The sequence below is a fragment of the Rhizobium sp. NLR16a genome (assembly GCF_017948245.1).
Lineage (GTDB): Bacteria > Pseudomonadota > Alphaproteobacteria > Rhizobiales > Rhizobiaceae > Rhizobium.
This window is the reverse complement of the sequence record NZ_CP072865.1, coordinates 2,673,679-2,694,582: the sequence shown is the minus strand read 5'-3', so window position 1 is coordinate 2,694,582 and position 20,904 is coordinate 2,673,679. Positions and strand designations below refer to the sequence as shown.

The following is a 20,904-nucleotide window of genomic DNA, read 5'->3' as shown; positions in this document are numbered from 1 at the left end:
ACAAGGTCATCATGGATACCGAATATCCCCCGCTTCCTCCGATGCAGACCGGCATCAGGGGACGCTGCCCGCGCTGCGGCCAAGGCCATATGTTCAAAGGCTTCCTGACGCTGCAGCCGCAGTGCGAAGCCTGCAGTCTCGATTATTCTTTCGCCGATCCGGCCGACGGCCCGGCCTTTTTCGTCATCTGCTTCGCCTGCATCCCGAGCGTGCTGCTCGGCGTCTGGCTGGAGGTGGCATTCGCGGCGCCGATCTGGGTGCAGCTTCTCGTCACCGGTCCCTTCATGCTCGCCACCTGCATTCCGCCGCTCCGGCCGCTGAAAGGCTGGCTGGTCGCCAGCCAGTATTTCTACAAGGCGGAAGAAGGCAGGCTTGCCTAATGCTATTTCAGCGTTGCGCGCAGGCGCGGCGTTGCGAAATTGATGAGGGCGCGCAGTTTCAGCTAGAATGGGATGAACTTGGACCGGTGAAGACCGTCTACGAACGCGCCGACATCGTACCGCTGCTCGCGGAAGCCTTCCGCGAGCTCGGCTATGAGGGCGCCACGCTCAGCCGCATCACCGAACGCACCGGAATTGGCAAGGGCAGCCTTTATCACTTCTTCCCCGGCGGCAAGGAGGAGATGGCCGGCGCCGTGCTCGCCGATGTCGGTGCCTGGTTCGAGCAGGCGATCTATCGGCCGCTGAGGAATGACGACGCCCGCCAGGCGATTGCGGCGATGTGGATCAATGTCAATGACTACTTCCGCGCCGGCGGCCGCATCTGCCTCGTCGGTGCCTTCGCGCTCGACGACACCCGCGATCGGTTTTCGTCTGCGATCGCCGATTATTTCTTCCGCTGGATCGAGGCGTTGAGTTCGGCGCTGACGCGGGCTGGCTGCGCTGAAACAGAGGCGCAGACGCTTGCTGAGGAAGGCGTCTGCGGCATTCAAGGCGCGCTGGTGCTGTCGCGCGCGCTCAGAGATGGAACGGTCTTCGCCCGGTCGCTGGAAACGCTGGCGAGCCGGCTTGAGGCTGCGACGCGATGAGGGCAGGCCTTACATCTGCACCGCTTTGCCTGTATCTCTCAGCGCTGTTGTTGAGGCTCCCGGATCGGGGCGGGCATTCTCGCGCTCAAGGCGAATCTGGCGCCACTCATTTTCCATCTGGTCGAGGACATGCTGGGGAATGGTGGTCTGTGTGTTGGCCGGCGCCTGCATCGGAAGTCTCCTCTTGTGGTGGTAAGGCTTCAGGGCAAGAAAATGCATTGCACAAGACAAAAGGCGTGTAAATCAGGGGCTTAGACACTTCAAACGATTAAGTTTATTTTAATCGATTAAGACGGTTTTAACCGTGGTGTTCACGGGGAGCGCGGAATGGTTGTCCACATGGACCGGGTATTCTTTTTTGATGCGGTGCAGCAAGAGCTCTTCAAAGGAGAGCTGACTCAGCCTCAGGTAGTGGGGATGACGGCGATTCTCGATGCCTGGGAAAAGCGCTCTGTTGAGGCCGACCGCCGGTGGCTCGCCTATATCCTCGCTACCGCCTTTCATGAGACCGCCTATACGATGCAGCCGGTGCGTGAGACGCTGGCGGAAAGCGATATGCGCGCGGTCGAGATATTAGAGGCAGCCTTTGCCGCAGGCCGGCTCTCCTGGGTGAAGACACCCTACTGGCGGCCGGATGAGGATGGCCGCTGCTGGCTCGGACGCGGCCTGGTGCAGCTCACCCACCAACGAAATTATGAGGCGATGAGCGTGCTGACCGGCATCGATCTGGTTGCCGATCCCGATCGGGCGATGGAGATGGAGGCGGCGGTGACGATCCTGATCGAAGGCATGCTGCAGGGCAGCTTTACCGGCCACAAACTCGCCGATCACCTGAATGCGACGACCGAGGACTGGGTCAATGCGCGCCGCATCGTCAACGGCACCGACCGGGCCGAGAAGCTTGCGGGTTACGCCCTGGCCTTCCATGCGGCACTGCGTCCGGATGCCGCGCAGGGCCGGCCGCGCGGTTGAAGGCCCGCCGCGCGCATGTTATCGCGCGGGCAAACCCCTCTGGAATCTGACAGGAGCTTCCGCGTGATCCGCCATATCGTCTTCTTCACCGTGCAGGAGGAACATCTGGAGGAGGTGAGGGCGGGTCTTTCGATCCTGACCGCCATTCCATACCCGCGCCTGCTGGAAATCGGCACCAATGTGAAGACCGATCAGCTCGGCACCGAGATCGATCTCGTGGTCTATGGCGAATTCGACGATGAGGCGGCTCTCGCTGCTTATAAGGCGCACCCCGATTACCAGCGTTCGATCGAGCGCGTGCGCCCGCTCCGGGAAAAACGCATCGCTGCCGATTACGACAGCCGCACGGCCGTGACGCGGCCGCTCTGACGCCGGCCATCTTCCGGTCGCCGCGCTTGGGGCGATCGTGGAAATCGCCGTTTGTTTTCAGAGAGATGAGCGATTCTTCGGATTCAAGTCGTTGCGACACGGACCGACCTTCTGAGACACCGGAATCACTTTTCGAGAAACCCGCCGCAAGGGACTCAAAAGACTCGCCGATCGCGACGGGCATGGCTCGTCGGAACAGCTGCAGCGGTCCGAAGATGCTGATCGAGAGATGTTCGGAACCGCTGACTTCCAGGCCCGAGCCTCACGAAACGACCGGGCTCGGCTCCGGTGCCCCGGCGCCCCGCACCAGCGTCATCAGCATCAGCACGAGAGTGAGCGCGAAAGCTGAGAGAACGGCGCAGGCGAGCAGCGCCGAATGGCGGTGAAGACGACGGGAGCGATGGCGTTGGCGAGGTTCTGCGGAAGTGACAGCCGGGCCGAATGCAGGCCGAATTCGCTCGGCGCGAACAGCGCCAGCGGTAGCAGGGCCCGGGCGACGGCGATGACGCCCGAGCCGAAGCCGTAAAGCAGGATGAAAGTGACGAGGACCGGCGTCGATGGGCCGGCTGTCAGCATGATCAGAAAGCTGATCACCGTCAGGCTGATGCCCATGACGGCGCTGAGGATGGGGTTGCCGCGGCGGCCGAGCAGCATGTCGAGGAAACGGGCCGAGATGCCGAGGGCGCCGCGCGCCGAGCCGAGCTGCAGCGCCAGGGCCGGTGAAGCCCCGGACTGGCGGAAGATTTCGAGCAGCGATGGGGCGATGCCGAAGGTGACGAAGGTCGAGATCGTTGTCACCGCGGCAATCAACAGGAAGGCCTTGCGCTGAGCCGTCTTCGACAATGGCACCGGCGGGATCTCCGCCGCGCTGCTCTCGGCATGCGTCATGATCGGCTTCGGCAGAGCGAAAAGATGCAGCGGGAGGCAGACGAAGAATTGCAGCGCCGCGCAGAAAACAAAGGTGAGCCGCCAGCCGACCGCCTCGTTGAGCAGGCTGAGGATCGGCCAGAAGATGGTGCTCGATAGCCCGGTGAACAGCATGAGGATGGCGATGACGCGTTTGCCGTTTGGCCCTTCGCGTTCGACGACCGCGGTATAGGCCGGTGCCGAGAGACCCAATGCGCCGCCGATGCCGATGACGAGCCAGGCGGCGGCGTAGAGCAGGATGCCGTTTGCCACCGCCAGCAGAGAGAGGCCGAGCGCGAAGATCAGCGAGGCGGCCGAAAGCACCCGGGCAGCGCCGTAGCGGCCGAGCCAACGGCCGGTCGTCGGGCCGGCGATGGCGCTGACCACCATCATGAGCGGCAGGCCGGCAAAGATCACCTCGTTCGCCACGCCGAGAGCCGGCGCCACGGCGCGGCCCATGACGCCGAGCATGTCGAACGTCGTGCCCCAGCCGATCAGCTGGGTAACGGCAAGCACGGTGACCGTCTGCGCCGAACGGAAGCGGAAGGAATTTGGCATCGGGGCTGAAAGGGTCTGAAATGCGGGGGCCAGCAAGGGATAGCAGTTTCAACCAACCGGCGAAAGCTGCGATCGGCAATTCCGCTATGCCTGCCGCCTGCGTCTCTTTTTTTGAACGATGAAAAGATGCACGGATGACATGAGGGATCGGTACAATTTGAGGACGACCCGCTGTGCCCCTGCCGCGTGCCGCCACCGGCCGGTCTATCGTGGTTGAACGACCTGGCCGATTCGGAAGCGACGACCGCGGTGGAGTGGCCGGTTTTGCATGCTTGCCGGAGGCGCTGGCCAACATCTGGTTGCCAGGGGTGGGACGCCTCGTTTTCAGGCGCAGGGAGGACCAGCGGCATTTGCGGCAGCAGCGGATTCCAAGGGCAGAAATCGATTGCCCCAAGCAGTCGAGAACCGTTCTAAACGCCCTGTATTACAGCGCATTCATTTGCCATTCAGGTCGCTTGAGTACATATTCGCAGCAAGTTGGAATTACCTTGAAAGCGTAAGACATGGCCTTTCCTCTGAGCGTCGCAGTAGTGGCCGCCGGACTGGTGGTATCGGCGCCCTCACCGGATGGCGCAGGCGCCCTCGTCCTGCGCGTGGCTGGCGATTGCAGCGCCGCCGCAGCCCAGGTCGTCGAACAGACGGGCGGGCAGCTCCTGTCCGTGCAACCGGTGGGCGATAGCTGTATCATTACCGTTCTCGTGTCGGGCAATGGCCAGCGTCCACGCAAGGTAACGGTAAAGGTTCCGATGTAAGCGGAATCGGTCTATTCAAACACGATCGATTTGAAGCGGACGAAGGCGGACCGATGCGCATCCTGGTAATCGAAGACGACGTCAACCTGAACCGGCAGCTGACCGATACGCTGAAGGAGGCGGGTTATGTCGTCGACCAAGCGTTCGACGGCGAAGAGGGCCATTTCCTCGGCGACACCGAACCCTATGACGCTATCATCCTCGATATCGGCCTGCCGGAGATGGACGGCGTCACCGTGCTGGAAAAATGGCGCGGCGCCGGCCGCGGCATGCCGGTTCTGATCCTGACGGCGCGCGACCGCTGGAGCGACAAGGTCGCCGGCATCGACGCCGGCGCCGACGACTATGTCACCAAGCCCTTTCACGTCGAGGAAGTTCTGGCGCGCATTCGGGCGTTGATCCGGCGCGCGGCCGGCCATGCCTCCTCCGAGATCGTCTGCGGGCCGGTGCGGCTCGACACCAAATCCTCAAAGGCGACGGTCAACGGCACGACGCTGAAGCTGACCTCGCACGAATATCGCCTGCTCGCCTATCTCATGCATCACATGGGCGAGGTCGTTTCGCGCACGGAGCTGGTCGAGCACATGTACGACCAGGATTTCGACCGCGATTCCAACACGATCGAGGTCTTTGTCGGCCGTCTGCGCAAGAAGATGGGCGTCGACCTGATCGAAACGGTGCGCGGTCTCGGCTACCGCATCCAAGCGCCGAAACATGCGAATTAAGTCGCTCACCGCACGCGTGTTGCTGCTGACCACGGTCTGGTCGACGGTGGCGCTTGTGGTGATCGGCCTGCTGATCTCCACGCTCTATCGCAAGAGCGCCGAACGCGGTTTCCAGGATCTGCTGCGGGCGCAGCTCTATAACGTCATCAATTCGGTGACGATCGGCGATCAGGGCGCGTTGAGCGGCAGCCCGCAACTCGGCGATCTGCGCTTTGCCCAGCCGAAGACCGGCTGGTACTGGGTGGTCGAGCCGCTCGGCACTTATACCACTGCGCCGCTGGTCTCGCCCTCGCTCGGCTCGGCGCTCATTCCGGTACCCTCCGTCGTCGAGGCGCCTTTCGACAAGAATTACGAGCGCTACTACCAGGTGACGGACGCCTCCGGGAACCGCGTGCAGGTGGCCGAGACCGAAGTGGTGCTCGACACCGACGGGCGCGCGGCGCGCTTCCGCGTCACCGGCAATGTCGACGTCGTCGAGGATGATGTCCGCACCTTTTCGCACAGCCTCTATCTGGCGCTCGCCGGTTTCGGCGTCGGCAGCCTGATCGTCAATGCGCTGGCGATCCTTTACGGCCTGAAACCGCTCGACAAGGCGCGCGCAGCATTGGAGCGCATTCGAGCCGGCGAGAGCGAGCAGCTGAAGGGTGACTTCCCGCGCGAGATCCTACCGCTCGCCAACGAGGTCAACGCGCTGATCGACAGCAACCGCCGCATCGTCGAGCGGGCGCGCATGCAGGTCGGCAACCTGGCGCACTCACTGAAAACGCCGATCGCGGTTCTCCTCAACGAGGCGCGGGTGCTGGAGAAATCCCATGGCGAGCTGGTGCGCAGTCAGGCGGAATCGATGCAGGGGCAGGTGCAATCCTATCTCAACCGCGCCCGCATCGCCGCGCAGCGCGAATCCGTGCTCGCCCGCACCGACGCCGAGCCGGCGCTGGAACGCCTGGTGCGCGTCATGCGCCGCCTGAATGTCGACACCGAATTCGATCTCGTCGTCTCGCCGCCGCATCTTGCCGTCGCCATGGAACAGCAGGATCTCGAGGAAACCGTCGGCAATCTCCTGGAAAACGCCGCGCGTTTCGCCAAGAGCAGGGTGCGGCTTTCGGCCGTCGAAGCCGGCGAGGACGTGAAAGGGGCGGAGGCGAGCGCCCGCCGGCGCTGGGTGGAGCTTGCCGTCGAGGATGACGGGCCCGGCCTTGAGCCCGACCAGATCCGCGAGGCGCTGAAGCGTGGCCGCAGGCTCGATGAAAGCAAGCCCGGAACCGGCTTGGGCCTTTCGATCGTCACCGAGATTTCCAACGAATACCAGGGAAGGCTCGAACTGTCCCGCGGCGAATGGGGCGGGCTGAAGGCGAAGCTTATCCTGCCCGGCGTCACAAAGGATGTTGCATGACCAACTGCTTGATGTCACAAGGATACTGGCAATGTATAGCATGCTTTGCCATAAAGCTGACACGGGGACGCTGCACTTCGATCGGCTGAATTTGACCTCTGATCGTGGTTCGACGCAATGATTCTACGCGCGCAAGGCATGATGGTTTCCATCCTTCTTCTCGCCGTCCCGCTCACCGGCTGCACGACGACGAAGGGTGCCGCTTCGCGCGGCATTTTTTCGAGCAAACCCTCCGCGTCGGCCGCCTTCATCACCGCGCTCCAGGGCGGCATCGTCGGCCGCAGCGGCGTGAGCTTGAGCGATAGCGACAAGCAGCGGGCGCTCGAGGCGGAGTATCGCGCGCTGGAAGGGGCGGCGGTCGGCCAGCCGGTGGTCTGGAGCGGCAAGGACGTGACAGGCAAGGTCGTGGCGGCCGCACCCTATCAGGTCGGCTCGCAGAATTGCCGGCAATATACCCATACGCTGACCGTCGACGGCAAGGAAACCGTGGCTCGGGGTGCAGCCTGCCGCAATGAGGACGGCAGCTGGTCGCCGCTCGGCTGAGGTGGTTTTCAGCGTGAATTGCGGCGAATAGCCTCAAATCTTCGTCATTCCGGCTTTGGCAGTTGGAATAGGCGTGAGCTTCACGTATTTGGGCCGATATGCTGTTCTGGATTCTCGTTGCCGTTCTGACGGCAGCCGTCGCTGTCATCCTGCTCTACCCCCTTCTGCGTGGTGCGAAGGCGGCGCAGAACAGCCGTGCCGGCGAGGCGGCAGTCTACCGCGACCAGTTGCGCGAACTCGACCGCGACCTTGCCGGCGGGCTGATCACGCCTGAGGAGGCTGATTACGCCAGGGCCGAAATCGGCCGGCGGCTGATCGCCGCCTCTGCCGGCGAGCCGGAGACGATGGAGAAACCCGCACGGCATCATCGTCTCACTGAAGTCTTCGTTCTCTTGATCCTGCCGGTGCTCGGGCTCTGTCTTTATTTGACGACGGGCAGGCCGGATCTGCCGTCGCAGCCGCTGGAGGCGCGGTTGGAAAACCCCGGCGACGACGTGGCGGTGCTGATCGCCAAAGCGGAGCGGCATCTGGCTCAGAATCCCGACGACGGCAAGGGCTGGGACGTATTGGCGCCGATCTATTTCCGCACGATGCGGATGGCCGATGCTGAGGTGGCCTACCGCAATGCGATCCGGCTTCTCGGCCCAAGCCCGATCCGGCTCGACGGCCTTGCCGAAACGCTGATGGCGGTCTCCGACGGCGTCGTGACGGACGAGGCGCGTCAGGTGCTGGAACAGTCGCTGACGCTGGAGCCCGACAATCCGCGTGCCCGCTTCTACATCGCGCTCAGCATGGAGCAGGCCGGAAGGGCCAACGAGGCGCGCCAGGCCTTCGAGGCACTGGCGCAGCAATCGCCGGCCGATGCGCCCTGGCTGCCGCTGGTCAATGAACATATCGCCAAGAACGGCGGCGAGGTCGCCCCGCCGGCGGCGCCCGGCGGACCGACATCGGAAGACGTAGCGGCGGCTGAAAACATGAAGGCCGGCGATCGTCAGCAGATGATCCGCGGCATGGTCGAAAGCCTCGATGCCAAGCTCAGCGAGGATCCCAACAATTTCGAGGGATGGATGCGGCTCGTCCGCTCTTACGCCGTATTGAACGATAAGGATCGCGCAGCCGACGCCCTGAGGCGTGGGCTGGCCGCCTTTCCGCCGTCCGGTGAGCAGGGCCGGCAATTGCTGGCGCTTGCCAGGGAACTTGGCATTGCCACGGAGGGGATAACGCGATGACGCGCAAGCAGAAGCGCCTTGCGGTGATCGCTGGCGGGATGAGTTTCATCCTTGCGGCGGTGCTTTTGGTGATGTTCGCCTTCAGCCAGTCGGTGGCCTATTTCTACATGCCGGCCGATCTGGCCAAGACGCCGGTGGCGCCGGAGACCCGCATCCGGCTCGGCGGCCTGGTCGGAGCGGGCAGCGTCGTGCGCGGCGCCGGTTCGACGGTGGAGTTTTCCGTCACCGACGGCAGCGCCAGTGCGGTGAAGGTTCAATATACCGGCATCCTGCCCGATCTGTTCCGCGAAGGGCAGGGCGTCGTCACCGAAGGCATGTTTACACCAGGCACGAATGTCTTCGTTGCCGACACCGTGCTGGCCAAGCATGACGAGACCTATATGCCGAAGGAGGTGGCCGACAAGCTGAAGCAGCAGGGGCTGTGGCAGGAAGGCCAAGGGGGAGCCGGTCAGGGACAGGAGGCGAAGGCGACGCCATGATCATCGAGATCGGCCATTACGCTTTGGTGCTGGCGCTGGCGACGGCGCTGATCGTCTCGATCGTGCCGGTGATCGGCGCCCGCCGCCATGACCCGGCGATGATGGATGTGGCGAGCGTCGGCTCGCTGGTCATGTTTGCGCTCGTCGCCTTTGCCTTTGCCGTGCTGACCTATGCCCATGTCGTCTCCGACTTCTCGGTCGAGAACGTCTGGGAGAATTCGCATTCGCGGGTGCCGCTGATCTACAAATATTCCGGCGTCTGGGGCAATCACGAGGGATCGATGATGCTCTGGCTGCTGATCCTGGCGCTGTTCAGCGCCCTGGTCGCGATCTTCGGCGCCAACCTGCCGGAGACGCTGAAGGCCAATGTGCTGGCCGTGCAGGCCTGGATCTCGCTCGCCTTCACGCTGTTCATTCTCTTGACCTCCAATCCCTTCCTGCGGCTCGATCCGGCCCCGGCCGAGGGCCGCGACCTCAATCCGGTGCTGCAGGATATCGGCCTCGCCATCCACCCGCCGCTGCTCTATCTCGGCTATGTCGGCTTTTCCGTCTGCTTCTCCTTTGCCGTCGCAGCCCTGATCGAAGGCCGCATCGACGCCGCCTGGGCCCGCTGGGTCAGGCCCTGGACGCTGGCCGCCTGGACCTGCCTGACATTAGGCATCGCCATGGGCTCCTACTGGGCCTATTACGAGCTCGGCTGGGGCGGCTGGTGGTTCTGGGACCCGGTGGAGAACGCCTCCTTCATGCCGTGGCTCGCCGGCACCGCGCTGCTGCATTCGGCCCTCGTCATGGAAAAGCGCGAGGCGCTGAAGATCTGGACGGTGCTGCTCGCCATCCTGACCTTCTCGCTGTCGCTGATGGGCACCTTCCTGGTGCGTTCCGGCGTGCTGACCTCGGTGCATGCCTTTGCCAGCGATCCCACCCGCGGCGTCTTCATTCTCTCCATCCTGCTGATCTTCATCGGCGGGGCGCTGTCGCTGTTTGCCCTGCGCGCCCCGAAGCTTGCGGCCGGCGGGCTGTTTGCGCCGATCTCGCGCGAGGGCGCGCTCGTCCTCAACAATCTGATCCTGACGGTTGCCTGCGGCACGGTGCTGACCGGCACGCTTTACCCGCTGCTGTTGGAGACGCTGACCGGCGACAAGATCTCCGTCGGGCCGCCCTTCTTCAACCTGACCTTCGGCCTCTTGATGGCGCCGCTGCTCGTCATCGTGCCGTTCGGGCCGCTGCTGGCCTGGAAGCGCGGCGATCTGCTCGGCGCCCTGCAGCGGCTCTATGTCGTCGCGGCTCTCGCCTTCGCCGCCGCGGTCGTCTTCTTCTATCTCCAGCATGGCGGGCCGGTGCTGTCGGTGCTTGGGCTGGCCGCCGGCCTGTTCCTGATCCTCGGCGCCATTGCCGATCTCTGGTATCGGGCCGGCATCGGCAAGGTGGCGGGCGCCATCGCCTGGCGCCGCCTGAGCGGTCTGCCGCGCTCGGCCTTCGGCACCGCGCTTGCCCATGCCGGGCTCGGCGTCAGCGTGCTCGGCATCGTCGCCGTCACCACCTTCCAGAGCGAACATGTCGTCGAGATGAAGCCGGGTCAGACGGTCGATGCCGGCGGCTACAGCCTTGAGTTCGACGGCATGCGGTCGGGCAGGGGGCCGAACTACACCGAGGAGCGCGGCCACTTCACCATCCGGCGCGCCGGTGTCACCATTGCCGACACCTGGTCGGCCAAGCGGCTCTACACCGCCCGGCAGATGCCGACGACGGAGGCGGGCATCCTGACCTTCGGCCTCAGCCAGCTCTATGTCTCGCTCGGCGACGCCACCAAGGACGGCGGCATCGTCGTGCGCATCTGGTGGAAGCCGTTCATCCTGTGCATCTGGGGCGGGGCCTTGATCATGGCCGCAGGCGGCCTCGTCTCGCTGAGTGATCGGCGCCTGCGCGTCGGCGCCCCGCGGAGAAAGGTCAAGGCCAAACCGGCCGCGCCTGCCATGGAGCCGGCGGAATGATGCGTCTCTCCCGTCTCCTCGTCGCCGTGTTCCTGTTCTTCGCACCCGTTTCCGCCTTCGCCGTCAATCCCGACGAGGTGCTGGCCGATCCGGCGCTGGAGGCTCGCGCCCGGGCGCTATCGGCCGAACTGCGCTGCATGGTCTGCCAGAACCAGTCGATCGACGATTCCAATGCCGAGCTCGCCAAGGATCTTCGCTTGTTGGTGCGTGAGCGCATCAGGAACGGCGACAGCGATGAGGCGGTGCTCAACTACATCGTCTCACGCTACGGCGAGTTCGTGCTACTGAAGCCGCGGTTCAGCATGAGGACGGTGTTGCTCTGGGGCGCCCCGGTGCTGCTGATCCTTGCCGGCGGCGTGTCGCTGCTCGTCTTTGCGCGCAAGAGGAGAGGCCGGCCGACTGGAAGCAAACTGACGCCGGAAGAGCAGGCGCGGCTGAGCGAGCTTTTGGATAAGTAACGTCTGACTAGCGATCCTTCGTCGCGATGGCTCGGATTCGCGCAAGCAGAGATCACAAACATTACCAACTTTTCATTGGCCGGACAGTTCGCAGTAAGGTGCCGCGTCCTATATCTTAAGTCATCGACTGATCCGGCGTCGCCGGTCTGAAGGTCTAAGAACAAGAGAAGGTGCTCCAATGCTGAAGAATTTCAACGGACGTCCGTCCCTCGCCACTGTGCTCAAGGCTTCTACCGTCGCCGGTATCGCAGCCGCTGTGCTCGCAACCGGCGTTCCGCTCGAAATCACCCGGTCTTACGCTGAAGCTGTCAAGGTTCAGGCGCCTGCCGTGCCGAGCTTCGCCAATGTCGTCGATGCCGTTTCGCCCGCCGTCGTCTCCGTTCGCGTCGAAAACCGCGTCAATCCCGTCGCCGACAATGACGGCTTCGCCTTCGATTTCAACGGCCGCGGCTTCGACGATCTGCCCGACGATCACCCGCTGAAGCGCTTGTTCCGTCAGTTCGGCCAGGATCCGAACGACCAGCAGGGCGGCCACCAGCGGCGCTTCGGCCAGAACGGTCCGGGCGGCCCGAATGGTCCCGGCGGCAAGGGCCGTCTGCGTCCGGTCGCTCAAGGCTCCGGCTTCTTCATCTCCGAGGACGGCTACATCGTCACCAACAACCACGTCGTTTCCGATGGTCAGGCCTTCGTCGCCGTCATGAATGACGGCACCGAACTCGACGCCAAGCTGATCGGCAAGGATCCGCGCACCGATCTCGCCGTGCTGAAGGTCGACGGCAAGGGCAAGAAGTTCACCTATGTCAACTGGGCCGACGACAACAATGTCCGCGTCGGCGACTGGGTCGTCGCCGTCGGCAACCCCTTCGGCCTCGGCGGCACCGTCACGGCCGGCATCGTCTCGGCCCGCGGCCGCGATATCGGTTCCGGTCCTTATGACGATTACCTGCAGGTGGATGCGGCCGTGAACCGCGGCAACTCCGGCGGCCCGACCTTCAACCTCAACGGCGAAGTCGTCGGCATCAACACGGCGATCTTCTCGCCCTCGGGCGGCAGCGTCGGCATCGCCTTCGCCATTCCGGCCTCGACCGCAAGGGACGTCGTTGCTGATCTGATGAAGGATGGCCAGGTTTCCCGCGGCTGGCTGGGCGTCCAGATCCAGCCGGTGACCAAGGATATCGCCGAGTCAATCGGACTTTCCGAGCCGAGCGGCGCTCTCGTTGTCGCCCCGCAGCCCGGATCGCCGGGTGACAAGGCCGGCATGAAGGCCGGTGACGTCGTCACGGCGCTCAATGGCGAAACGATCAAGGATGCCCGTGATCTCAGCCGCCGCATTGGTGCGATGCAGCCGGGCAGCAAGGCCGAGCTTTCGGTCTGGCGCGCCGGCAAGGCCCAGTCGCTCACGGTCGAACTCGGCACGCTGCCGGCCGATCAGAAGGATGCCAATGCCGATGACAACAACAATCAGCCGCAGCAGCCTGAGGCACCGGCTTCCGAGAAGGCGCTTGCCGATCTCGGTCTGACGGTTGGCCCCTCCGATGACGGCAAGGGCTTGGCGATCACCGGCATCGATCCCGACTCCGATGCCGCCGACAAAGGCATCAAGGAAGGCGAAAAGATCACCTCCGTCAACAATCAGGAGGTCTCCACCGCCGCCGATGTCGTCAAGGTGCTGAACCAGGCCAAGAAGGACGGCCGCACCCGCGCGTTGTTCCAGATCCAGTCCAGTGAAGGAAGCCGTTTCGTCGCGCTTCCGATCAACGGCCAGGGCTGATCCGCAAAGAAAACCGGAGCCGTGCGGACCGAGGTCCGCGCGGCTCGTTTCTTCTGACCTTTCAAGGATGATCGTGATGAGCGCTGCCCCGCAGCAGGATGCTTTGAGCCTTGCCGAAACCCAGCCGGTGGGTAATGTCGGCCGCATGAAGATTCTCATCATCGAAGATGATCTCGAAGCCGCGGCTTACCTCACGAAAGCCTTTCGCGAGGCGGGCATCGTCGCCGATCACGCCAGCGACGGCGAAGCCGGCTTGTTCATGGGGTCGGAGAACACCTACGACGTCATCGTCATCGACCGCATGCTGCCGCGCCGAGACGGACTTTCGGTCATCAGCGAGTTGCGTCGCAAGGGCATTCACACGCCGGTCCTCATCCTCTCGGCGCTCGGCCAGGTCGATGACCGCGTGACCGGCCTTCGTGCCGGCGGCGACGATTACCTGCCGAAGCCCTACGCTTTCAGCGAGTTGCTGGCGCGCGTCGAAGTGCTCGGCCGCCGCAAGGGCACGCCGGAGCAGGACGTCGTCTATCGCGTCGGCGATCTCGAACTCGACCGGCTCTCTCACGAGGTGCGCCGCGGCGGCAAGGAAATCCCGCTGCAGCCGCGTGAGTTCCGCCTGCTCGAATATCTGATGAAGAATGCCGGTCAGGTGGTGACCCGCACCATGCTGCTCGAAAACGTCTGGGACTATCATTTCGACCCGCAGACAAATGTCATCGACGTCCACGTCTCGCGCCTGCGCTCGAAAATTGAGAAGGACTTCAGCCAGCCGCTCCTCAAAACCATTCGGGGCGCGGGGTACATGATCAAGGATGAGGGATGAGCCGCTTCAGGGTTCTCTTCAAGTCCACTGCAGTCCGCCTTTCGGCACTCTACATTCTGCTCTTCGCCATCTGCGCCGCGACGCTCGTCTTCTATGTGACGGCGATGTCGGAACGGCTGCTGACAGGCCAGATCCGCGACGCCGTCCGGCAGGAGGTGGAGCAGGTGCAGCGCGCCTACGATACAGGCGGCATGAACCTTCTGCTGCGCACGATGGAACGGCGTGCCCGTCAGCCCGGGGCCAATCTCTACATCATTGCCGGTCCCTCGGGCGATATTCTCGCCGGCAATGTCGCATCGGTGCAGCCCGGTGTCTTCGAGGAGGTCGGCTGGACCTCGGCTCCCTTCTCCTATCAGCGTTATACGGACGGCGGCGGTGTCGAGCGCCGGCACAAGGCGATCGCCAACATTTTCGTGCTCGACAACGGCTTGAGAATTCTCGTCGGCCGCGATCTCGGCGATCCCGAGCGTTTCCGCCTGCTGGTGCGCCAGGCACTGATGGTGGCTTTGGCGATCATGGGGCTCGGTGCGATCATCATCTGGTTCGGCATCGGCCGCAATGCGCTGAAACGCATCGACCGCATGTCGGATGCGAGCAAGAAGATCATGGCGGGCGATCTGTCGCAGCGCTTGCCGGTCGGCGGATCCGGCGACGAATTCGACCGCCTGTCTATGTCGTTGAACACCATGCTCGAACGCATAGAGAAGCTCAATGAAGGCCTGCGGCAGGTCTCCGACAACATTGCCCATGATCTGAAGACCCCCTTGACGCGGCTGCGCAACAAGGCCGCCGATGCGCTCGATATGACAGATGGCGACACACGGCGTGCGGCGCTGGAAGGCATCATTTCCGAATCGGATCAACTGATCCGCACCTTCAACGCCCTGCTGATGATCTCCCGCGTCGAGGCCGGATCGGTCGCGGCGGAAATGTCGCCGGTCGAGCTTTCGGCCATTGTCTCCGACAGCGCCGAGCTTTACGAACCGGCGGCCGAGGAAGCCGGGCTCGGCCTCAGCGCCAGCGTCGAGCCCGGTGTCGAGGTACAGGGCAATCGCGAGCTGATCGGCCAGGCGATCTTCAACCTGCTCGACAATGCGATCAAATATTCCTCCGATACGGAAGGAGCAGGTGTGGTGTCGCTGAAGCTTGCCCGCCGCCCGGACGGCATCTGCTTGTCGGTGTCTGACCACGGGCCGGGCGTTCCGGCCGACAGACGCGACGACGTGGTGAAGCGCTTCGTTCGCCTCGACGAGAGTCGTTCAAAGCCGGGTACAGGGCTCGGGCTTTCTCTGGTGGAAGCCGTCATGGAGCTGCATAACGGTCGGCTGGAACTCTCCGACACTGATCCCGACAAGCCGGAACAGCGCGGATTGACCGTCAGCATGATCTTCCCGGCCAAGGCTGCCTGAAGTCCCGAATTGCGATAGGCTGAATCGCGTATTGGCGGTTTTCCGCCGGGACCCTAAGTTAACCCGGAACGAAGGCGACGACCGCGATTCCAGGTAATCGCCTCTTTTTTTGCAGAGCCAGGGAGAGCGCATGCTGACGAAATCGACGCATGGCCTGAAGGATGTCGCCGAAGGGCTGCTGCGTCCGCTGAGCCAGACGGAGCTGAAGCTGGCGCTGGCCGATCTTCAGGAGGTGAGCAAAAGCGAGCCCACGGTGGCCGCAATGCTGAAGACGGAGGGGCCTTTGCGCGATTTCGTCGCCGCCGTGCTGACGCTGTCACCCTACCTGCGCGAAATCGTCAATCTCGATCCGGCCGTCCTCGCCGGCGCCATCAGCAAACCGCTGGAGCCGCAGATCGAGGCGCTGATCGCCGAGGCGCGAAGCTCATGGCGGCCGGATGGCGAGGGAGCGGCGCCGGTGGAATCCATGGTGATGACCAGGCTGCGCATCGTCAAGCGCAAGGCCGCTTTCCTCGTTGCACTTGCCGATCTCTCGCGCATCTTCGACAGCCGGACGACAACGGCCTGGCTGAGCGCGCTTGCCGAAGCCTCGGTCGCAGCCGCGATCGACCATCTGCTGCTCACGGCGCATGAGGGCGGGAAGCTCAGGCTGCGCGATCCGGCGAAACCAAGTGAGGGCTCTGGCCTGATCGTTCTCGGCATGGGCAAGCTTGGCGCGTCCGAACTCAACTATTCCTCCGATATCGATCTCGTCGTTTTCTTCGACGAACAGGCCGGCATCGTGCCCGACCCGGATGATGCGATCGAGATCTTTCCCAGGATGATGCGCCGGCTGGTGCGCATCCTGCAGGAGCGCACGGCGGACGGCTATGTCTTCCGCACCGATCTGAGACTGCGTCCGGATCCCGGCTCGACGCCGCTGGCGATCCCGGTCGACGCGGCGATGATCTATTATGAGGGCAGGGGCCAGAACTGGGAGCGGGCGGCCTTCATCAAGGCGCGCGCCGTGGCCGGAGACCTTGCGGCCGGCGCGGAATTCCTGCGCGGGCTGTCGCCTTTTGTCTTCCGCAAATATCTCGACTACGCGGCGATATCAGATATCCATTCGATCAAGCGGCAGATCCACGCGCATAAGGGTCACGGCGCGATCGCGGTCAAGGGCCATAATGTCAAGCTCGGCCGCGGCGGCATCCGTGAGATCGAATTCTTCGTCCAGACGCAGCAGCTGATCGCCGGCGGCCGCATGCCGGCGCTGCGCGGCCGGTCGACGGAGGAGACACTCGGTGAACTCACCAAGGCGAAATGGATCGATGCGCAGACGCGCGACGAACTGACGGAGGCCTATTGGTTCCTGCGTGATGTCGAGCATCGCATCCAGATGGTGCGCGACGAGCAGACGCATCTTCTGCCGGAGACCGATGCCGACTTGAAGCGCATCGCCTTCATGATGGGCTTTACCGACACGCCGAGCTTCTCCGAAAGGCTGGTCGGCGTGCTGAAGACGGTCGAGCGTCGCTATGCCCGCCTGTTTGAGCAGGAGACCAGGCTTTCCACCGAAACCGGAAACCTCGTCTTCACCGGCCAGGGCGACGACCCGGATACGCTGGAGACGCTGAAGAAGCTTGGCTTCACCAGGCCATCCGACATTTCCCGCGTCATCCGCACCTGGCATTACGGCCGCTATCGCGCGACGCAATCGGTGGAGGCGCGCGAAAGACTGACGGAGTTGGGGCCCGAACTCCTTCGCGTCTTCGGCGAAAGCAAGCGTGCCGATGAGGCGCTGCTGCGCTTCGACAGCTTCATCTCGGGTCTTCCGGCCGGCATCCAGCTCTTTTCGCTGCTCGGCAGCAATCCGGCGCTCCTGTCGCTGATCGTCAACATTATGTCCTCGGCGCCCCGGCTGGCCGAGGTGATCGCCGCCAAGCCGCATGTCTTCGACGGCATGCTCGATCCAGGCCTGATGGCGGAGCTGCCGACACGCGACTATCTCGGCGAACGCCTGAAGGGCTCTCTTGCCCAGGCCCGCCACTATGAGGAAGTGCTAGACCGGCTGCGCATCTTCGCCGCCGAACAGCGCTTCCTGATCGGCATCCGCCTGCTCACCGGCGCAATCAATGGCGCAATGGCCGCTCGCGCCTTCACCCATCTCGCCGATCTCATCGTCGCGGCCGCACTCGATGCCGTGACGAGCGAGATGCGGGCTGCGCATGGCGATTATCCCGGCGGCCGCATCGCCATCTCAGGCATGGGCAAGCTCGGCAGCTTCGAGCTGACGGCAGGTTCCGACATCGATCTGATCCTGCTCTATGATTATGACGACGCGGCTTCCGAATCCGATGGGCGGAAGCCGCTCGATGCGACGCGTTATTTCACTCGCATTACCCAGCGATTGATCGCCGCCTTGTCGGCGCCGACCGCCGAGGGCGTGCTTTACGAGGTCGACATGCGGCTGCGCCCGTCCGGCAACAAGGGCCCGGTCGCCACCCGCATCAATGCCTTCGGCAAGTACCAGCGCCAGGAGGCCTGGACCTGGGAGCATATGGCGCTCAGCCGCGCCCGCCTGATTTCGGGCGATGAAAGCCTGATTGCCGAGGCGGAACATATTATCCGCGAGGTGCTGACTTCGGATCGCGACATCGCCAAGGTGGCGCATGACGTTGCCGAGATGCGCGAACTGATCGACAAGGAAAAGCCGCCATCCGGTCTCTGGGACTTGAAGCAGATCCCCGGCGGCGTCATCGATCTCGAATTCATTGCCCAGTACCTGGCGTTGATCGCGCCAACGAGGGGCGTCGGGATTGCCGTGAACGGCAAGAGCACCGGCGAGGCTCTTAAGCTGCTCGGCGACCGGCTGATGTCGGCGGCCGATCTCGACACATGCCTGGAAGCCTTTGCGCTCTACACCAGTCTTTCACAGCTGATCCGACTCTGCATCGAGAGCGAGTTCGACCCGAATGACGCGCCTGCCGGCCTCATCGAGCTCGTCTGCCGTGCCGGCGACTGCCCTGACATCAGAACCCTTGAGGGAGAGGTGAAGCGGCTTTCGAAAGCAGTGAGAAAGATATTCGTCAAAACCGTGAAAGCTTAGACATCATCCGGAATACGCAGCGAGATCACTGTGCCCACCGCCTCGCGGGAGCGGATCTTCATGCGGCCACCGTGCAGCGAGGTCAGCGAGCGCGAGATGGCAAGCCCGAGGCCGGAGCCGCCCTTGCTCTTGGCGTATTGGCTCTGCACCTGTTCGAACGGCTGGCCGATCTTTGAGAGCGCTGAACGGGGAATGCCGATGCCGGTGTCGGCGATGGTGACGAAGACGGCGCCGTCGACGCGGCGCGTGCGCACCGCGATGCGGCCGCCATTGTCGGTGAACTTCACCGCATTGGAGAGCAGGTTGAGCAGCACCTGTTTCATCGCCCGGCGGTCGGCCGTCAGCGTCAGGCCCGACGAGATGCGCTGTTCGATGACGATGTTCTTTTCGGCGGCCGGAATGGCGGTGAAACGCAGGCTTTCTTCGATCAGCGGCACGAGGTCGATGCGCTCGCAGTGCAGCTTCAAGTGGCCGGCCTCGATCTTCGACATGTCGAGAATGTCATTGATGACGTTGAGCAGATGTTTGCCGCTGTCATGGATATCGCGGGCATATTCGTCGTATTTCAGCGAGCCGAGCGGCCCGAACATCTGGTTCTGCAGGATCTCGGAGAAGCCGAGGATCGCGTTGAGCGGGGTGCGCAGCTCATGCGACATATTGGCGAGGAATTCCGACTTCGCCTTGTTGGCGGCTTCGGCGCGCTCCTTCTCCGCCTGGTAATTGGCGTTGGCCGTCGATAGCTCGGCCTTCTGAAGCTCCAGCGTCTGACGCGAGGCGGAGAGATCGCCGATTGTCGCCATCAGCCGGCGTTCGGATTCGCGCAGCCGCTCCTGATGACGTTTCATCAGCGTGATATCGGTGCCGACCGAGACCCTGCCACCGTCGCGGGTACGTCGTTCATTGATCTGCAGCCAGCGCTCGTCGGCAAGCTGCACTTCCGTCGTGCGCCCCGAGCCGTCGGCATCGGCGACCCGCCGCTCGATGACGGGGCGGGCGGCGGCTGCGTTGACGATGGAGCGCTCGGTGCCGGGTACCAGCACGTTGTCCGGCAGACCATAGGCCTGCTGGAAATGGGTGTTGCACATGACGAGCCGGTCGTTCTTGTCCCACAGGACGAAGGCTTCGGAGGTGCATTCGATGGCGTCGGCGAGCCGCTGGTCGGCTTCCGCATAGCGCTGGGCGAGCCGATGCTGTTCGGTCACGTCCATGGCGATGCCGATCAAGTGCATGCGGCCGGAATTGCTGCGGATCACCTGGGCGCGGGCGCGCATCCAGACATAGTGGCCGCCGGCGTGGCGCATGCGGAAGATCTGGTCGACCTGGCCGGAATGTCCGTTGGCGATGGCGCGTGCGATCTCGTAGAGCCCGCCGTCATCCGGATGCATGAGCCGCGCGGCCTCGCCGAAGCCCATCGTCTTATCGGATCCCGGCAGGCCGAGCATGTCATACATCGAGCGCGACCAGAAGAATTCGCGGTTCTCGAAATCGAAATCCCAGAGGCCGCAGCGGCCACGCGACAGCGCCGTCTCGACGCGCAGATTCGACTCCAGGAAGATGTCGTCGGCATCGCGGGCGCGTTTCACCTGGGTGTAATAGGCGTAGAGGATAACGAGCAGGATCGAGGATATGCCGGCAAACAGCGTGACGTTGAGCGCCAGCTCCTCGCGCCAGACCTGGCTGATCTCCTCGAGCGAGGTGGCGGCGACGATATAGCCGCCGGCATTGCCCATCAAAGTGATCTCAGCATAGTGCGGCACGCCGCCAATCGTAGTTTCGATGACGCCGGCACGATCGCCGAAACGCCGGATCGCCGATACCTCCGGGAAGAAATCGCCGACATTGCTGCCGACATGCGAGAGCCCGGCGGTCGTTGCGGCGAAAACCTTGCCGCTGGCCTGCACCAGCAGCACGAAAGCACCGCTGTCCAGTCGGTCCTGCGGCAGGTACTTGGTGAGGCGGGTCTGCGCCTGGCCGATATCGCCGCTGTCGAAAATCTGGGCCGCATCGGCAAACACGGCCGAGGCTGTTGACGCCGAGAGTGCTGTGGCATGGCGGGCGGAAGCCTCAAGTCGGGCATACTCGCTCGCCATGCCGAAGAAATGCGAGGCGGCGACGACGGAGAGGAAGGCGATGATCAGCGCCGGAATGGTGCGCTTCAGGATGAGCTCCGCCTTCGGCAGATGACGAAGGAGCGGTTCCGATGTCGCATGACCCGAAAGGCTGTTTCGCCAGGCTTTCAGCCCGTCAAAATCGACACGCAGCCGTCCTCCGGCCACGGTTGCCCGCCGCACGTCCATCATCTCTTCGCCTTGTCCCTCGTGTGATTCGCGCGCCGCTCGCCCGAACCTGACCTAGAGAATCACGGGTGATTCGCCTTGTCCAGAGGCAATGGTAAAAAACCGTTAACTATT

The 20,904-nt window shown here is 63.6% G+C and carries 16 protein-coding genes and 3 pseudogenes; 16 read left to right on the top strand and 3 right to left on the bottom strand.

The genetic code is table 11. From position 1 onward, the window contains the following. Positions 1-11: 11 nt before the first annotated feature. Positions 12-380 (top strand): DUF983 domain-containing protein, encoded by a 369-nt coding sequence (locus J7U39_RS13120; RefSeq protein WP_210628579.1) that lies wholly within the window; start codon positions 12-14, stop codon positions 378-380. 86 nt (positions 381-466) lie between these two features. After that, complete coding sequence (locus J7U39_RS13115) at positions 467-1,027, top strand: TetR/AcrR family transcriptional regulator (RefSeq protein WP_210628578.1); 561 nt, start codon at positions 467-469, stop codon at positions 1,025-1,027. A gap of 9 nt (positions 1,028-1,036) precedes the next feature. On the opposite strand, the gene J7U39_RS13110 is transcribed toward J7U39_RS13115, so the two are convergent. Continuing rightward, positions 1,037-1,198 carry a hypothetical protein gene (locus J7U39_RS13110; RefSeq protein WP_210631716.1) on the bottom strand — a complete coding sequence of 54 codons (162 nt, stop codon included), beginning with the start codon at positions 1,196-1,198 and terminating at the stop codon, positions 1,037-1,039. Between the two features lie 156 nt (positions 1,199-1,354). Between J7U39_RS13110 and J7U39_RS13105 the strand changes: the two are divergent. Then, positions 1,355-2,049, top strand: a pseudogene (locus tag J7U39_RS13105) (hypothetical protein). Positions 2,050-2,062: 13 nt separating this feature from the next. Next, complete coding sequence (locus tag J7U39_RS13100; RefSeq protein WP_210628576.1) at positions 2,063-2,368, top strand: Dabb family protein; 306 nt, start codon at positions 2,063-2,065, stop codon at positions 2,366-2,368. Positions 2,369-2,630: 262 nt separating this feature from the next. Here the strand turns inward: J7U39_RS13100 and J7U39_RS13095 are convergent. Beyond that, positions 2,631-3,832, bottom strand: a pseudogene (locus J7U39_RS13095) (MFS transporter). 503 nt (positions 3,833-4,335) lie between these two features. On the opposite strand from J7U39_RS13095, the gene J7U39_RS13090 reads away from it, so the two are divergent. The 12 genes and pseudogenes from J7U39_RS13090 to J7U39_RS13035 all read left to right on the top strand — a co-directional run bounded on the left by J7U39_RS13090 (position 4,336) and on the right by J7U39_RS13035 (position 18,493). Further along, positions 4,336-4,584, top strand: a complete 249-nt coding sequence (locus tag J7U39_RS13090) for a hypothetical protein (RefSeq protein WP_210628575.1) — start codon at positions 4,336-4,338, stop codon at positions 4,582-4,584. A 53-nt stretch (positions 4,585-4,637) separates the two neighbouring features. Then, a complete protein-coding gene (locus J7U39_RS13085) occupies positions 4,638-5,309 on the top strand; it encodes a response regulator transcription factor (RefSeq protein WP_085777499.1) in 672 nt (223 codons plus the stop codon). Then, on the top strand, positions 5,299-6,702 hold the full coding sequence (locus J7U39_RS13080; protein WP_064706664.1) for a HAMP domain-containing sensor histidine kinase: 1,404 nt from the start codon (positions 5,299-5,301) through the stop codon (positions 6,700-6,702). Before J7U39_RS13085 ends, J7U39_RS13080 begins: the two co-directional genes overlap by 11 nt. Positions 6,703-6,819: 117 nt before the next feature. Beyond that, on the top strand, positions 6,820-7,245 hold the full coding sequence (locus tag J7U39_RS13075) for a hypothetical protein (protein ID WP_210628574.1): 426 nt from the start codon (positions 6,820-6,822) through the stop codon (positions 7,243-7,245). A gap of 67 nt (positions 7,246-7,312) precedes the next feature. After that, positions 7,313-8,474 (top strand): annotated as a pseudogene (ccmI, locus tag J7U39_RS13070) (c-type cytochrome biogenesis protein CcmI). Beyond that, positions 8,471-8,953: a cytochrome c maturation protein CcmE gene (gene ccmE, locus J7U39_RS13065; protein WP_210628572.1), complete on the top strand. Its 483-nt coding sequence runs from the start codon at positions 8,471-8,473 to the stop codon at positions 8,951-8,953. Before ccmI ends, ccmE begins: the two are co-directional and overlap by 4 nt. Further along, positions 8,950-10,944, top strand: a complete 1,995-nt coding sequence (locus J7U39_RS13060; RefSeq protein WP_210628571.1) for a heme lyase CcmF/NrfE family subunit — start codon at positions 8,950-8,952, stop codon at positions 10,942-10,944. The genes ccmE and J7U39_RS13060 overlap by 4 nt, the downstream gene beginning before the upstream one ends. After that, complete coding sequence (locus tag J7U39_RS13055) at positions 10,941-11,402, top strand: cytochrome c-type biogenesis protein (protein WP_210628570.1); 462 nt, start codon at positions 10,941-10,943, stop codon at positions 11,400-11,402. Before J7U39_RS13060 ends, J7U39_RS13055 begins: the two co-directional genes overlap by 4 nt. 178 nt (positions 11,403-11,580) lie before the next feature. Further along, complete coding sequence (locus J7U39_RS13050; protein ID WP_210628569.1) at positions 11,581-13,173, top strand: Do family serine endopeptidase; 1,593 nt, start codon at positions 11,581-11,583, stop codon at positions 13,171-13,173. 76 nt (positions 13,174-13,249) lie between these two features. After that, positions 13,250-13,996 carry a response regulator transcription factor gene (locus tag J7U39_RS13045; protein WP_064706671.1) on the top strand — a complete coding sequence of 249 codons (747 nt, stop codon included), beginning with the start codon at positions 13,250-13,252 and terminating at the stop codon, positions 13,994-13,996. Further along, positions 13,993-15,405 carry a HAMP domain-containing sensor histidine kinase gene (locus J7U39_RS13040; RefSeq protein ID WP_210628568.1) on the top strand — a complete coding sequence of 471 codons (1,413 nt, stop codon included), beginning with the start codon at positions 13,993-13,995 and terminating at the stop codon, positions 15,403-15,405. The genes J7U39_RS13045 and J7U39_RS13040 overlap by 4 nt, the downstream gene beginning before the upstream one ends. 130 nt (positions 15,406-15,535) lie before the next feature. Then, positions 15,536-18,493, top strand: coding sequence for a bifunctional [glutamine synthetase] adenylyltransferase/[glutamine synthetase]-adenylyl-L-tyrosine phosphorylase (locus J7U39_RS13035; RefSeq protein ID WP_210628567.1), 2,958 nt, complete (start codon positions 15,536-15,538; stop codon positions 18,491-18,493). Here J7U39_RS13035 and J7U39_RS13030 read toward each other — a convergent pair. Beyond that, on the bottom strand, positions 18,490-20,793 hold the full coding sequence (locus J7U39_RS13030) for an ATP-binding protein (protein WP_210628566.1): 2,304 nt from the start codon (positions 20,791-20,793) through the stop codon (positions 18,490-18,492). The two genes, J7U39_RS13035 and J7U39_RS13030, sit on opposite strands and share 4 nt — an antisense overlap. Positions 20,794-20,904 lie beyond the last annotated feature (111 nt).